The organism is Pseudoalteromonas sp. MM1 (genome assembly GCF_030296835.1).
Taxonomy (GTDB): Bacteria; Pseudomonadota; Gammaproteobacteria; order Enterobacterales; family Alteromonadaceae; genus Pseudoalteromonas.
Genome location: NZ_AP027922.1, coordinates 3,647,410 through 3,662,913, shown reverse-complemented (window position 1 = coordinate 3,662,913; position 15,504 = coordinate 3,647,410). Strand labels below are relative to the sequence as shown.

Here is a 15,504-nt window from a genome sequence, read left to right as displayed (position 1 = left end):
TACGATTTAGAACTTATTTGTTTGTAGTGTCCACACAGATGATTGTTAGTTAGTTTTATCCTTTGGGTTTAACTGATTAATATGCTCTTTAAAAATTTGGAAAAGCTGATAATAAAATTCGTATAAATAACAGTGTTATTTGTACAGAGTTTTCAAAAGTAAAAAAGAATGATAGCAGTATCATTCAGTGCCAATTTAATCATTCGTGATTAATTGGTATCTACTTTAGTATTCAATATTAACTTCTGGCGAAGTTAAACTGTCACGAACAAAGACCCGTTTGGGTTGTATGGTTAAGTGACTAAGCGTACACGGTGGATGCCTTGGCAGTTGGAGGCGATGAAGGACGTATTAACTTGCGATAAGCCTAGTCAAGCTAGTAAAAAGCGCTTGAGACTAGGATTTCCGAATGGGGAAACCCACCTGCTTGCAGGTATCGTTAACTGAATACATAGGTTAACGAGGCGAACGCGGAGAACTGAAACATCTAAGTACCCGTAGGAAAAGGAATCAACCGAGATTCCGAAAGTAGCGGCGAGCGAAATCGGAACAGCCCTTAAGCTGATTATGTGTTAATGGAAGGCTCTGGAAAGTGCCACGATACAGGGTGATAGTCCCGTACATGAAAACGCATTTTGAGTGAAATCGAGTAGGTCGGAGCACGTGAAACTTTGACTGAATATAGGTGGACCATCATCTAAGGCTAAATACTCCCAACTGACCGATAGTGAACCAGTACCGTGAGGGAAAGGCGAAAAGAACCCCTGTGAGGGGAGTGAAATAGAACCTGAAACCGTGTACGTACAAGCAGTAGGAGCCCTTCGAGGGTGACTGCGTACCTTTTGTATAATGGGTCAGCGACTTATATTTTGTAGCGAGGTTAACCGATTAGGGTAGCCGTAGGGAAACCGAGTCTTAACTGGGCGAATAGTTGCAAGGTATAGACCCGAAACCCGGTGATCTAGCCATGGGCAGGTTGAAGGTTGAGTAACATCAACTGGAGGACCGAACCCACTAACGTTGAAAAGTTAGGGGATGACCTGTGGCTAGGAGTGAAAGGCTAATCAAACCGGGAGATAGCTGGTTCTCCCCGAAATCTATTTAGGTAGAGCCTCGGACGAATACTTACGGGGGTAGAGCACTGTTAAGGCTAGGGGGTCATCCCGACTTACCAACCCTTTGCAAACTCCGAATACCGTAAAGTACTATCCGGGAGACACACGGCGGGTGCTAACGTCCGTCGTGAAGAGGGAAACAACCCAGACCGCCAGCTAAGGTCCCAAAGTCATAGTTAAGTGGGAAACGATGTGGAAAGGCCCAGACAGCCAGGAGGTTGGCTTAGAAGCAGCCATCCTTTAAAGAAAGCGTAATAGCTCACTGGTCGAGTCGGTCTGCGCGGAAGATGTAACGGGGCTAAACTATGCACCGAAGCTGCGGATTCATCTTAGGATGAGTGGTAGGGGAGCGTTCTGTAAGCCGTTGAAGGTGACCCGGGAGGGTTGCTGGAGGTATCAGAAGTGCGAATGCTGACATGAGTAACGATAATGCGGGTGAAAAACCCGCACGCCGGAAGACCAAGGGTTCCTATCCCATGTTAATCAGGGTAGGGTAAGTCGACCCCTAAGGCGAGGCCGAAAGGCGTAGTCGATGGGAAACGGATTAATATTTCCGTACTTGGTATAATTGCGATGGGGGGACGGAGAAGGCTAAGCAAGCATGGCGATGGTTGTCCATGTGAAAGTGAGTAGGCTAGCGACTTAGGTAAATCCGGGTTGCTGTTAGGCTGAGACACGAGACGAGTCACCAAGGTGATGAAGTTGCTGATGCCATACTTCCAGGAAAAGCCTCTAAGCTTCAGATTATACCGAATCGTACCCCAAACCGACACAGGTGGTCAGGTAGAGAATACTAAGGCGCTTGAGAGAACTCGGGTGAAGGAACTAGGCAAAATCGTACCGTAACTTCGGGAGAAGGTACGCTCCTATCTGTGATGAGACTTGCTCTCTAAGCGGACGGGAGCCGCAGTGACCAGGTGGCTGGGACTGTTTATTAAAAACACAGCACTGTGCAAAATCGCAAGATGACGTATACGGTGTGACACCTGCCCGGTGCCGGAAGGTTAATTGATGGGGTTAGTTTTCGGACGAAGCTCTTGATCGAAGCCCCGGTAAACGGCGGCCGTAACTATAACGGTCCTAAGGTAGCGAAATTCCTTGTCGGGTAAGTTCCGACCTGCACGAATGGTGTAACCATGGCCACGCTGTCTCCACCCGAGACTCAGTGAAATTGAAATCGCAGTGAAGATGCTGTGTACCCGCGGCTAGACGGAAAGACCCCGTGAACCTTTACTACAGCTTGGCACTGAACATTGAACCTACATGTGTAGGATAGGTGGGAGACTTTGAAGCAGAGACGCTAGTTTTTGTGGAGTCGTCCTTGAAATACCACCCTTGTAGTTTTGATGTTCTAACGTTGGCCCCTGAATCGGGGTTACGGACAGTGCCTGGTGGGTAGTTTGACTGGGGCGGTCTCCTCCCAAAGAGTAACGGAGGAGCACGAAGGTTGGCTAAGTACGGTCGGACATCGTACGGTTAGTGTAATGGTAGAAGCCAGCTTAACTGCGAGACAGACACGTCGAGCAGGTACGAAAGTAGGTCATAGTGATCCGGTGGTTCTGAATGGAAGGGCCATCGCTCAACGGATAAAAGGTACTCCGGGGATAACAGGCTGATACCGCCCAAGAGTTCATATCGACGGCGGTGTTTGGCACCTCGATGTCGGCTCATCACATCCTGGGGCTGAAGTCGGTCCCAAGGGTATGGCTGTTCGCCATTTAAAGTGGTACGCGAGCTGGGTTTAGAACGTCGTGAGACAGTTCGGTCCCTATCTGCCGTGGGCGTTTGAGAATTGAGAGGGGTTGCTCCTAGTACGAGAGGACCGGAGTGAACGAACCGCTGGTGTTCGGGTTGTCATGCCAATGGCATTGCCCGGTAGCTACGTTCGGAACTGATAAGCGCTGAAAGCATCTAAGCGCGAAGCAGGCCTCGAGATGATTTCTCACTAGACTTTTAAAGTCTCTGAAGGGCCGTTGAAGACTACAACGTTGATAGGCAAGATGTGGAAGTGGTGTGAGCCATTAAGCTAACTTGTACTAATTACCCGTGAGGCTTAACCATACAACGCCAAACGCGTTTTATGCGACAGTTTAGACAGAAGTTAATGACTAAAGTAGATATTACTTAGAAAGACTTAAAAAATATTATCAGATATTTTCCAGATTTATGAGGTGACTCTTAGCGCGTAGCGTTAACATTGAGGCACCTTGCGCAAAGGAAAAAGCAGCACTACGTGCTTGTCATTAATCCTTTGCACCAAATTTGCTTGGTGACAATAGCGTTTTGGACCCACCTGACTCCATGCCGAACTCAGTAGTGAAACGAAACAGCGCCGATGATAGTGTAGCATTTGCTATGTGAAAGTAGGACATTACCAGGCTTCAAATAAAAGAAAGCCGCTTCAGAAATGAAGCGGCTTTTTTGCGTCTTAAGGAAAGTAAAAATATTAGCTATTAGCTATCAGCCATCAGTTATCAGCTGCACAGCGTCAACCTGTACTTCGTAGCGTGGGTTGAGTATCACGAAATCCACGGGTAAAAGAACGCGACGGCCACCTCAGTGCCCAGTGAATCCCATTAAAAACATTAAGAGTACTTTGCTATGTGGCTACTACCGCTGTGGGCACCACGACATTCTACTGCGTAGCGCACCGACTCCAAATACGAGAAAGCCGCTTCAGAAATGAAGCGGCTTTTTTGCGTCTGAAGGAAAGTAAAAATATTAGCTATCAGCCGTCAGTTATCAGCTGCACAGCGTCAACCTGTACTTCGTAGCGTGGGTTGAGTATCACGAAACCCACGGGTAAAAGAACGCGACGACCACCTCAGTGCCCATTGAATCCCATTAAAAAACATTAAGGGTACTTTGCTATGTGGCTCGCTACCTCTGTGGGCACCACGACATTCTACTGCGTAACGCACTGGATCCAAATACGAGAAAGCCGCTTCAGAAATGAAGCGGCTTTTTTGCGTCTGAAGGAAAGTAATATTCAGCATTTTCTTCTCTAAAGCGTAGCGTCTCCTAAGCGAAGCGCCTCTTTGTGAATAGTATTTTGGCTATCTGAATAAAAGTAAAATAAGCACACGTAATACATACCCACCCAACACCTACCATCTAGGTCAGGCGATCTAGTGACTCCCAACGCTAAAAAAACATATTGATTAAAATTATAGTGTTCTTATTTCTCGGGCGGGATTACCCGCAACAACTGTATTTGCCTCTACATTTTTGGTAACGACAGAACCCGCGCCAACTACTGCGTTATCGCCAATGGTAACACCCGCTAACACAATAACTCCCGCGCCAATCCACACGTTATTACCTATTGTGATGGGTGATGCAAAATTTTCTTTATTGAGCCGCTGTGTAGGGTTAACAGCATGGGATACCGCTAACAACTGAACGTTTGGCCCAACTAAACAGTCATCACCAATTGTTATTGAAGCTTCACTAATTGGGGCATCTAATACAGTACAATTAATATTTATGAAGCTACGATCACCAATCGTTATTTGATTACCATAATCGCAATGAAAACCTGATTCTATAATTACCCCTTCACCGCATTGGGCGAATAGTTCTTTAATACGCTTTAAATTACCTTTACTCGGGCTTTTATTAAAGAGTCGGCATATCTCTCCTGTTTGTTTACGTAGGGCTAAAAGCTCTTTGTTTAAGCTATTAAATGGCTGCATTATGGTTTCTTTGTTTAGTTAAGAGATGCTAAAGCTATTTTACCTTTATTATTACTCGTTGAAAGCTGCTTTATTTTTGCTCGTTCACTTGCCATTTAACTTGTTTCGTTTAAAATTGCACATCTTTCGAAACGAAACTTAATATCTTACTTTATGACTAAACGAAACACACAGCAGCGTCGTTATTTAATACTTACTCAGGTAAATGAGCTAGGTGAAGTGGCTGTAGAAAAGCTTGCTGAGCAGTTTCAAACATCTGAAGTAACCATTCGTAAAGATTTAACCGCGCTTGAAAAAAGTGGCCTGTTACTGCGCCGTTACGGCGGTGCTATTGCACTGCCTAAAGAAATTGTAAGTGACGAAATAGACTCTAAGCGAAAAGTAGCAATAGCTAAGGCTGCAGCTGCTCTTATAAAAGATCATAACCGCATTATTATTGATAGCGGGCGTACTACGGCGGCCATGATCCCAGAACTTGCAAGTAAACGCGGGTTAGTTGTAATGACTAATGCGATTAAAGTGGCGAGCCGTTTACTTTCACTTGAAAACGAGCCAACACTTTTAATGACCGGCGGTACGTGGGATCCACATTCTGAGTCGTTTCAGGGGCAAGTTGCCGAAAACGTATTATGCTCTTATGACTTTGATCAGCTATTTATTGGTGCTGACGGCATAGACGTAAAACGCGGTACTACTACCTTTAATGAGTTAGTCGGCTTAAGCCAAGTAATGGCAAAAGCAGCCCGCGAAGTAATCGTTATGGTTGAATCAGATAAGATTGGCCGAAAAATACCAAATTTAGAATTACCGTGGAAAATAGTAACCACTTTAATAACCGATACTGGCTTAGCAGATGATAAACGCAAAGCGATTGAGGCGTGTGGTGTAAAACTAATTTGTGCAGAGATTATTGATTAGTAGCTACAAAGTGAGTTACTAGAATTAAAAAATTAATGGAGACACTATGTGTGGAATAGTTGGGGCAGTTGCAGAACGTCCAGTAAATAAAATTTTAGTTGAAGGGCTTAAACGTCTTGAGTACCGTGGCTACGACTCTGCCGGTGTAGCACTTTTAGAAGGCTCTACGCTAAATACTGTAAAAGCAGTAGGTAAAGTAGTAAACGTAGAAGCTGCACTAGAAAAAGCCGGCGTTAGCGGCCATACAGGTATTGCACACACTCGCTGGGCAACACACGGTAGCGTTACTGAAGAAAACGCTCATCCGCATGTATCAAACAATCAGCTAGCACTTGTACATAACGGTATTATTGAAAACCACGCAAGTCTACGCGCATCGCTTAAAGAAGAAGGTTACGAGTTCCTATCTGAAACCGATACCGAAGTAATGGTGCACTTAATTCATAAGCTTCGTAAGCAACACACTACGTTACTTGCATCTGTTCAAGCAGCGGTTAAGCAATTTGAAGGTGCATTTGGTACCGTTGTATTTGATAAAGCAAACGATAATGAAATCATTGTAGCGCGCTCAGGTAGCCCACTTGTTATAGGTTTAGGCCTTGGCGAAAACTTTATTGCTTCTGATCAGTTAGCACTATTGCCAGTTACTCGCAGCTTTATATTTTTAGAAGAAGGCGACGTAGCGCGTATTACCCGCGACACAGTAGAAATTTTTGATGAAAATGGCAACGCGGTTGAGCGTGAAGTTATTGAATCAAACATCACGCAAGATGCTTCAGGCAAAGGTGACTACCGCCACTACATGCTAAAAGAAATTTACGAGCAACCACTTGCGGTACGTAATACCCTTGAGGGACGTTTAAACGACGACCGCGTAGCAATTGATGCCTTTGGTGACAGCGCTCAACAAATATTTAAAGACGTAAAACACGTACAAATTATTGCCTGTGGTACGTCATACCACTCAGGTATGGTTGCCCGTTATTGGCTTGAGCAATTTGCAGGCGTTAGTTGTAATGTTGAGATTGCCTCTGAGTTTCGTTACCGCCAATCGTATGTACACGAAAACAGCCTACTTGTGACTATTTCACAATCGGGTGAAACAGCCGATACGCTAGCTGCATTACGCTTAGCTAAAGAACAAGGTTACATGGCCTCAATGACCATTTGTAATGTACCAGGCTCATCGCTTGTACGCGAATCTGACCTTGCCTTTATGACTAAAGCCGGCGCTGAAATTGGCGTTGCTTCTACTAAAGCATTTACCACACAATTAGTTGGTTTGTTAATGCTTACTGCGTCTATAGCGCAAGAAAAACAGCTTGATCAAAGTGCTATTGTAAATGCTATAAAAGTACTACCCGCTAAGCTTGAAGAAACATTACTACTAGCTGATGGCATTGCAGACCTTGCAGAAGAATTTGCCGATAAACACCACTCACTGTTTTTAGGCCGTGGTTCGCAATACCCAATTGCAATGGAAGGTGCGCTTAAACTTAAAGAAATTTCGTACATTCACGCAGAAGCTTACGCAGCGGGCGAGCTAAAACATGGGCCACTTGCACTTATTGATGCCGACATGCCAATTATTGTTGTAGCACCAAACAATGAGCTATTAGAAAAGCTTAAATCAAACGTAGAAGAAGTACGCGCACGTGGCGGCATTATTTACGTATTCGCAGATAAAGATTCACACTTTGAGTCAGACGACACAATGCGTGTAATCAACGTAAACCACACTGACGACATTATTGCGCCAATTGTTTACACATTGCCATTACAGTTACTGTCGTACTACGTAGCAGTAATTAAAGGTACTGACGTTGACCAACCACGTAACTTAGCTAAATCGGTTACGGTTGAGTAAAATCAGTAGGTTGCGACACCTGTTAAAGATAAAAAGGCGCTTAATGCGCCTTTTTTTGTACTTCAAAGCCTGTTAGATTAAATAACACACTATTTTCTAAAGGATTAGTCATGCGTTTATTAACCGCTGTTTTTATATGTAGTTTATTTATATTTTATTCTAGCGGCACACTTGCAGAGCCTGATTTAAAACAGCAAACCATTAGTTATACGCAACAAACACATACTATTAAATCAGCCGTTTTAAATGAAGAACGCACAGTTGTAGTCAAGCTTCCAAAGAGCTATCAAGCTAATCCAAACAAAGTTTATCCGGTCATTTATCGCCTTGATGGCGCGGGTAACATACCGCTTATAAGTGCAGTGATGGAGCGTTTACAAAATGATAATCGTGCGCCAGAGGTTATTATTGTCGCTATTGAAAGTACCAATCGCTTAAGAGATTTATACCCCACAGTTAATAAAGAACCACAAGGCCCTGTTGGTGAAGGGGGTGGTGCAGCAAAATTTTTAGCATTTATTGAGCAAGAACTTATGCCCTTGATTAATAAAAACTATCGCACGCATCACTTCAATGTAATTGCTGGGGGCTCAGCAGCAGGCGTGTTTGCACTTTATACTATGCAAGCTAACCCTGAGCTTTTTCAAGCACACATTGCTTACAGCCCTGCCGTTTGGTGGAACTATGGCGCACCGGTAAAAGCGACTAAGTCGTTTATCAATAAATCAAAAGATCTGAATAACTATGTTTATATAAATATTGGCGAAGAAGCTGGCTTAATGCGTGAGCGATACAATGAGCTGCAGCAAGCTTTGCAATCTAATAACTTGCCAAATTTACGTTTTTACAATGATGCATTTGAAAATGTATCGCATAACTTAACATCGGCTGCAGGGGCTTTTAATGCCTACCATAATTTGTTTTTACCTAAACAAATGCCCATGAGTGCTTTAAGCGATGATATAGAATCTATTAATGTTTATTATCAAACATTATCTCAGCAATGGGGGGAGCAAATAACCCCCCCAGAGAGTGCGGTTAGGCAACTTGGTTACAACCTAGTAAATAGGCAGCAATATGAGCGTGCTGTGGCAGTATTTAAGCATAATGTTAAGCATCACCCACAATCTGTTGATGCACTATGGGGGTTAGGTTATAGCTATGAGGTACAAGGTAATATAAAACAGGCTCTTATTGAAATAGAAGCGGCTTTAAATGTTGTAGATACCACATACCCCTATTTAGATGCCTTAAAAGAGACTAAAAGTAGATTACAAACACAGTTAAATAAAACGCAGTAATGTAAATGGATAAAGCGCAGGGGTAGCCTGCGCTTACAGTTACCTTTACAACACGCAGCTGTTACCTATAAAAACATTAAAATCACTAATCCCTACTTAATAAGCGCTAAATACGCTAAAATTACAGGCTACATTTTTAGCAATGAGCCCGTAATATTCATGACCTCAGCAACAAGCCCTAGTACCTTTAACGATCTTGGCCTTATTCCAGAGCTACAAGCTCGTTTAACCGATTTGGAATATAACCAACCTACGCCAATTCAAGCTAAGGCGATTCCAAGTGTACTTGCTGGTAGCGATTTAATTGCGGGGGCTAATACTGGCTCAGGTAAAACAGCAACGTTTGCTTTGCCTATGCTACAAAAGTTATTTGTAGAGCAAGGCGCTAAAAAAACAGCGAGCAAAGGTAACTTTGTAACGGGGCTTATTTTGGTACCTACCCGTGAGCTTGCAACGCAGGTGGCCGATAGCGTTAAATCGTATTCTGCTAATTTTAATGGCGCAATTAAAACGGTTGCGGTGTTTGGTGGTGTGTCGGTTAATACACAAATGCAGGCACTGCGCGGCGGCGCCGATATTATTGTTGCAACGCCAGGGCGTTTGCTCGATTTAATCTCAAGCAATGCGATTAAGCTCGATAAAGTAGCAACCCTAGTGCTTGATGAAGCCGACCGCATGCTAAGCCTTGGCTTTACCGAAGAGCTTGCCGAGCTATTAGCGCTTATGCCTGCTAAAAAACAAACTATGTTGTTTTCAGCAACCTTCCCAGAGCAAGTTACACAATTAACGCAAGAGCTGTTAACCAACCCAGTTGAAATACAAGTTCAAAGTAAAGACGAAAGCACCTTAGTACAGCGTGTATTTACGGTTAATAAAGGCGAAAAAACCACGGTTTTAGCGCATTTAATAAAAGCACATAAATGGCGCCAAGCACTTATTTTTGTAAACGCTAAAAAAGACTGTGAGCACTTAGCGGGTAAGCTTGAAAAGCGTGGTATTAACGCACAAGTTTTCCACGGTGATAAAGGCCAAAGTGAGCGTACTCGCGTAATAGAAAAATTTAAAGCGGGCGAAATAGAAGTACTTATTGCCACCGATATTGCAGCCCGTGGTTTAGATATTGCCAAACTGCCTGTTGTTATTAACTTTAACTTACCGCGCAGCCCCGCTGATTACATGCACCGTATTGGCCGAAGCGGCCGTGCCGGTGAAGTGGGTTTAGCGTTATCGTTAATTGATTATGAAGACTTTCATCACTTTAAAATAATCGAGAAGAAAAACAAACTACGTTTAGAGCGTGAGGAAGTAACCGGTTTTGCGGTAAACCAAGCAAACCGTGATGCAGCACAAGCGCTTAAAAACGAAAAGCCAATGGCAAAGCCTGAAGGCACAGGTAAGAAAAAGAAGAAAAAAGCCAACCAAGAAGATGATGTATGGAGCGGCTGGAGAAAAAGATAAGCCTTAATACATATAAATCATTAAACTCGAGTTATTAAAAACCCTGCAAATTTGCAGGGTTTTTATTAGGGCGTGTTGACCTTTGCGGATTGAAATTTGTTCAATCTAGGGGCGATTAAATCGCGGCGCGAGGTTTGTAACCTAGTGGGCTAAGTAAAAACCGAGCAACAAAGAGTTAATCGTCCCTAGAAAGAACCCAGAGGGCAGCGCATGTTTGGCATTTATGCTGCGTTATCGCCTATTTATGGGGAATAACCACACTACATAGGCTCTGCCTTGCCTAAAAACCAAACATGCTGCTGCAAATTCAACCATCAAAGATCAACACGCCCTAGCTAATATTGCTATACAGCAAATTAAAACTTAGACGGAGCTGGTGGCACCACTAAAGGTTGCTTAGGGTTTGCTTTAAGCTCCTTTAATAACTCTTGTACAGCACGTTCTATTGATGGATCTTGGCCTTTATAAATAAGCTCTGGGCGGTCAACCACTTTAATATCAGGTGCAACGCCCTCGTTTTCTATAATCCAGTTGCCATTGTTGTCTAAAATACGGAATGTAGCAGCAATGACTTGCCCGCCATCTACCAGGCTTGGGTTACCAGAAATACCAATTAAGCCACCCCAGGTACGCGTACCAATTAGCTTACCTAAACCCGCTTGGCGGAAGTAATAAGGAATTGCGTCACCGCCTGAGCTTGAATAGCCGTTTATTAGCATGGCTTTAGGGCCGTCGTGTGCAAACTGTGGCGTTTTAGTCGGCTCAGTGCCTCGGCGTTTCCAATAGTTAAGTGGTTTACGTGCAAGCCAGGTGATCATGTGTTCAGGAATATAGCCACCGCCATTGTAACGGTCATCAATAATCATGGCGTCTTTGGTGGTTTGCGGCATGTAGTTTTTGAACATGGCGCGGTTACCTTCATACGCGGTATTTGGCAGGTGTACGTAGCCAATACGCCCATTTGATAGCTTATTAACGTAGGCTGCACGCGAGTTAACCCAGTCTAAATAACGCAGGCCTTGCTCACTGGCGACCGGTTTTACAGTTACTTGCCACGCGCCTTTGCTACGGGGTTTGTTGTTTAGCACCAGCTCTACCTGCTCGCCTTGAGTGTTTTCAAGGAGTTCGTAAAAGTTAGCCACGTCTTTAACCGAGCGGCCATTTACCGCAATTATGTAATCGCCGTTATGTGCTTTTACGCCTGTAGTCCCCAGTGGTGAGCGGAAATCGTCATGCCAGTTTTCACCTTTGAAGATTTGCTCTATTTTTACGTAACCCGATGGATCGCTTGCAAGCTTAGCGCCTAATAAACCGTGGTTTTTACGCTCGGCTTTTGGCATATCACCCGATTGCACGTAAATGTGGCCTGAGTTAATTTCGCCGGCAATTTCACTCAGTATGTAATCAAGGTCGCTACGATGGCTAATGGCATCAGCCATAGGTTGGTATTTAGCTAAAATAGCATCCCAATCTTGGCCGTGGTGGTTTTCGTCGTAGAACCAGTCACGCAGTGTGCGCCAGCCTTCTACGTACATTTGTTGCCACTCCGCTTGCGGGTTAATTTTAAGCGTCATTTTGCTTAAATCTAGCTTATTGGCGTTTAGGTCTTGCTTTGGTTTCGGCTCAATTAAGCTGTAACCGCCACTTGTATGTACAAGCAGATGCTCGCTGTTGCTCGAAATAGTGTAATGGCTAACACCTTTAGCAACGGTTTCAAGCTCGCTATTGTGCTCGGTGCCAATAAGTTGTAAACCGCCATTGGCAAGTGTCAGTACGCCGTCTTTTACTGCGGTTAAACCACGGTAATCGCCCGCTGGTGCATTGAGCGCGGTAACACGCTGCATAAAGTTGCTGCTTTGCAGTGCGTTTTTAACTTTTTTGTCGTCTTCTTTTTCGTCTTTTTTATCTTTTACAATCGTGGTTTCGTCACTTTGTAAGGCAATAAGCGGTTTAACGCTGTCGTTTACTGCAGCCGCATAAATGCGGGTGGCACGGTTAAACATGTAGTCAAACTCGTAGCTGCTAAAGGCAAGGTTAAAGTCGCGCTCAGAGCTAAAGTAAAGGTATTGGCCATCTGGCGAAAAGGTTGGGTTTTGCTCGTTACTCATTTCGTCTGTTAGGCGCGTTACCTTTTTCTTTTTAAGGTTGTAGTGCCACAGTGAGGCATAACGGTTTTTGTTATTTTTAACATACACAATGTCTTGGCTATTAGGCGACCACGTATATTGAGTAATGCCGTCTTCGTCGTAAATGCCGGTATCAATTTTGTGTTGCTTGCCCGATTTTGCATCTAACCACCACAGTGTGTGGTTTTTATCTGCAAACAATAACTTAGTGCTATCGGGTGACCAAATAGGCGTAAAGCGCCAAATAGTGCCATTACTAGTGAGTTGTTTAATGGCATTATTTTTACTGCGATCTTTTAAGTAAATTTCGTACTCGCCGCTTTCATCGCTCATGTAAGCAATGTAACGTCCATTTGGCGACCAGCTTGCGTCTATTTCACGGCTCTTACCTGTGTACGATAAGTTACGCGTAGGCCCTTGTTTAACGGGTACACTAAATAGCTCGCCACGAGCTGTAAATACAGCACGTTTGCCATCGTGAGAAATCGACATAGAATCAATAAAGTCACTTACATTTTTGCTGTACGGCATAGCGTATTGGCGCACTCCAGCAATGTTAATGCTCAGCTTAGTGCTTTTTTGTGTTTTTGCGTCAAAACGATATAAGTAACCGCCGTTTTCGTAAACTACCGCATTAGGGCCTGCTGAAGGCCAAAGTACGTCAAAGTCTTTAAAGTTGGTAAGCTTTTTAGGCTCATTGCCTTTGCGGTATTGGTAAAGGTTTAGTGTGTAATCACGGTCAGATACAAAATAAATGTTGTCGCCAACCCAGGTAGGTTGCTGGTCGGTTGCACGGTTAGTAGTAAGCTGCTCTGAGGTGTTATTTTCTAAATCGTAAATCCATATGTCTTGCGCACGGCCACCGCGGGTGCGTTTCCAGGTACGAAACTCACGGTCAATGGGCGTATAAACATACTTACTGCCATCTGGCGATAGCATACCGCCGCCAGTTTCTGGAATAGCTAAAGGTTGCTCAAGGCCACCGTCGGCAGGGACCATATAAGGGCGGCCCATACGTTTACCCCATGGTGTGCGGTTAGCTCTAAACACTACATTTTTGCCATCGGCGGTCCAATCTAAAACGCGGTAATCAAAACCACCACGCGGCGGCATTGGGCCAACATCGTTGTAGTAGGTTAGCTGCTTAAGGCCTGAGCCATCGCTGTTGATCACATAAACTTGGCGGCTGCCGTTATACTCAGCCGAAAACGCAATGCGCTTACCATCAGGAGAAAATTTAGGAAATGTTTCAAAACCAATGTGGTCGGTTAAACGTTTGCTTTCGCCGGTTTGTGTATTGGCAATATAAATATCGCCGCTGTAAACAAAGGTCACGTTTTGGTTATGAATATCAGGAAAGCGAAGTAAGCGTGTGTCTTTAGTTTCATAGGCCGATACACTCGGTGCAATAACTGCAGCCAAGGCAAGCGCCAATGTTGTTAATTTTTTCATGGGATTACATCCTATATTAATAGCGGTTACATCATAACAATAAGGTTATAAATAGCGATGCACTTGCGATAAAAGGTCTGTTACAAAATGTGAATAAAAAAAGGTTGGCATTAAAACACCAACCTTCAAGGGAGTACTCTTTTTAAAAAGTGAAATTAGTGGTCGTGATCGTCTTCTTCTTCCTCTTGCGCAATACCAAGCCAAGTAATTGCACTAGGAGCAAAAGTAAGCTCAACCTCACTTTCAATTTCTAAGTCTTCAAGGTGTACTTGCACAACGTGCTGAGCGATAGGGTCTGCTACATAAGCAAACTGACCATTTTGTGCCACTGTCATGCTAAAGCTCATACCCTCTGGCATGGTTGATACATCTTGCTCGGTAATATCTACTTGGCCTTCAAGCTCCCAATGCATTTCACCATCATGGTCGTGTGCGCTAAATACATTTAAAAAGCCTAAGCTGTCTAATATTAAAAAGTGCTCGCCATGGGCAGAAAAAGAGTACGACACAGCACTTGCGCCATCGGCTAGTTGCCACTCTAGTTCTTCCATTTGTGCTGTTGCTGGGTTAATAGTGACAATTACGGCTTCGCCGCCACCATGGCCAGATGCTACGCCAATAAAGGTCTCGCTATCTTCGTGGCCATAAATACTACCAATACGTAAATCGCCAACGGCTGCAATGTTCGCTATTTTTTCAGCTTCGTATTCATCATCGTGCTGGTGGGCTAATAACACACCATCGCTGCAGCCAAATACTACGTAGTCGTGGTTTTGTGCCGCGCCGTGTAAATCAGGGCACGTAACGTCTAAGGTTTGTTCTAGCTCATATTCACCATCATGAAAATGATAAACACCTACTTGGTCTGGCAGTACTTTAGCAACCGATGTGCTTTCGCTGTCATCACGGCGAAGTGTTGATAATAAATGCTCACCGCGAGGCTCTGCTACGCCGTGCATATTAATATCGTAGCTAATACCCGGTAGCGTTGCTGTTACGCTTGTTATGTCGTTATCTGTTAATACTTCAACAGAGGCAACCGTACCTGAGTCTGCATCACCATCATAAAAAACAGCTAATTGGCCGTCTTGTTTTACAAGGTGAGTAGGGCGGCTACCGCTTGTTATCTCATAGCTACTAGCCGCTGGGCTTTGCTCATAGTCGTGTAAATGCTCGCCATGGTCTTCACGCCATAAACCACCATCAATAAAACCTAAGTAATCTTGTGCGCGGCTTGCAATAACGGCATAACGAAAATCAGGTGATGACGATAGCGTGTTTGAATCATTCGTCAGGGTAAATGTTTCAAGTAAAGCGTTGTCATCTAGGTCATAAAAGCTGGCTTCGTTGCTATCGCCTGCAAGCACAGCTAATCTGCCTAATGAATCAATTGTGTAGCCATCATCATGGTCGTGATCATCATCGTCATGATCGTGCTCGTCTTCTACAACAATCGGGTCTTTTTCTACAATATTGGTCTGGGCATCGCCACAGGCTGTAATAAATGTAGTGCTAATAGCCAGTGCAATAAGCTTTAATTTGTATAGTTTTTTCATGTTTATTTCCTTTAAT

The 15,504-nt window shown here is 44.0% G+C and carries 7 protein-coding genes and 2 rRNA genes; 6 read left to right on the top strand and 3 right to left on the bottom strand.

The features are described from left to right. The first annotated feature begins 291 nt into the window (after nt 1-291). Together QUE46_RS16555 and rrf are read left to right on the top strand one after the other, a co-directional pair. Nucleotides 292-3,176: ribosomal RNA gene (locus QUE46_RS16555) — 23S ribosomal RNA — on the top strand. 204 nt (nt 3,177-3,380) lie between these two features. Then, nucleotides 3,381-3,495, top strand: a 5S ribosomal RNA gene (gene rrf, locus QUE46_RS16550). Between the two features lie 787 nt (nt 3,496-4,282). Here the strand turns inward: rrf and QUE46_RS16545 are convergent. After that, entirely contained in the window at nt 4,283-4,810 is a 528-nt protein-coding gene (locus tag QUE46_RS16545; RefSeq protein ID WP_286245672.1) for a sugar O-acetyltransferase, read from the bottom strand. Nucleotides 4,811-4,963: 153 nt separating this feature from the next. Between QUE46_RS16545 and QUE46_RS16540 the strand changes: the two genes are divergently transcribed. The 4 genes from QUE46_RS16540 (at nt 4,964) to QUE46_RS16525 (ending at nt 10,354) form a co-directional block, all read left to right on the top strand. Further along, nucleotides 4,964-5,728 carry a DeoR/GlpR family DNA-binding transcription regulator gene (locus tag QUE46_RS16540; RefSeq protein WP_286245671.1) on the top strand — a complete coding sequence of 255 codons (765 nt, stop codon included), beginning with the start codon at nt 4,964-4,966 and terminating at the stop codon, nt 5,726-5,728. A 46-nt stretch (nt 5,729-5,774) separates the two neighbouring features. Beyond that, nucleotides 5,775-7,595 (top strand): glutamine--fructose-6-phosphate transaminase (isomerizing), encoded by a 1,821-nt coding sequence (gene glmS, locus QUE46_RS16535; protein ID WP_286245670.1) that lies wholly within the window; start codon nt 5,775-5,777, stop codon nt 7,593-7,595. A 110-nt stretch (nt 7,596-7,705) separates the two neighbouring features. Then, a complete protein-coding gene (locus QUE46_RS16530) occupies nt 7,706-8,896 on the top strand; it encodes an alpha/beta hydrolase-fold protein (protein WP_286245669.1) in 1,191 nt (396 codons plus the stop codon). 159 nt (nt 8,897-9,055) lie between these two features. Then, a complete protein-coding gene (locus tag QUE46_RS16525) occupies nt 9,056-10,354 on the top strand; it encodes a DEAD/DEAH box helicase (RefSeq protein WP_286245668.1) in 1,299 nt (432 codons plus the stop codon). 356 nt (nt 10,355-10,710) lie between these two features. Here the strand turns inward: QUE46_RS16525 and QUE46_RS16520 are convergent, their stop codons facing one another. Beyond that, nucleotides 10,711-13,932, bottom strand: a complete 3,222-nt coding sequence (locus QUE46_RS16520; protein WP_286245667.1) for a S41 family peptidase — start codon at nt 13,930-13,932, stop codon at nt 10,711-10,713. 155 nt (nt 13,933-14,087) lie between these two features. Then, nucleotides 14,088-15,488 carry a 5-methyltetrahydrofolate--homocysteine methyltransferase gene (locus QUE46_RS16515; RefSeq protein ID WP_286245666.1) on the bottom strand — a complete coding sequence of 467 codons (1,401 nt, stop codon included), beginning with the start codon at nt 15,486-15,488 and terminating at the stop codon, nt 14,088-14,090. Nucleotides 15,489-15,504: the final 16 nt, after the last annotated feature.

Coding starts and splice junctions, on each gene's coding strand:
- QUE46_RS16545 (WP_286245672.1), bottom strand. CDS start 4,810: ATGCAGCCATTTAATAGCTTAAACAAAGAGCTTTTAGCCCTACGTAAA.
- QUE46_RS16540 (WP_286245671.1), top strand. CDS start 4,964: ATGACTAAACGAAACACACAGCAGCGTCGTTATTTAATACTTACTCAG.
- glmS (WP_286245670.1), top strand. CDS start 5,775: ATGTGTGGAATAGTTGGGGCAGTTGCAGAACGTCCAGTAAATAAAATT.
- QUE46_RS16530 (WP_286245669.1), top strand. CDS start 7,706: ATGCGTTTATTAACCGCTGTTTTTATATGTAGTTTATTTATATTTTAT.
- QUE46_RS16525 (WP_286245668.1), top strand. CDS start 9,056: ATGACCTCAGCAACAAGCCCTAGTACCTTTAACGATCTTGGCCTTATT.
- QUE46_RS16520 (WP_286245667.1), bottom strand. CDS start 13,932: ATGAAAAAATTAACAACATTGGCGCTTGCCTTGGCTGCAGTTATTGCA.
- QUE46_RS16515 (WP_286245666.1), bottom strand. CDS start 15,488: ATGAAAAAACTATACAAATTAAAGCTTATTGCACTGGCTATTAGCACT.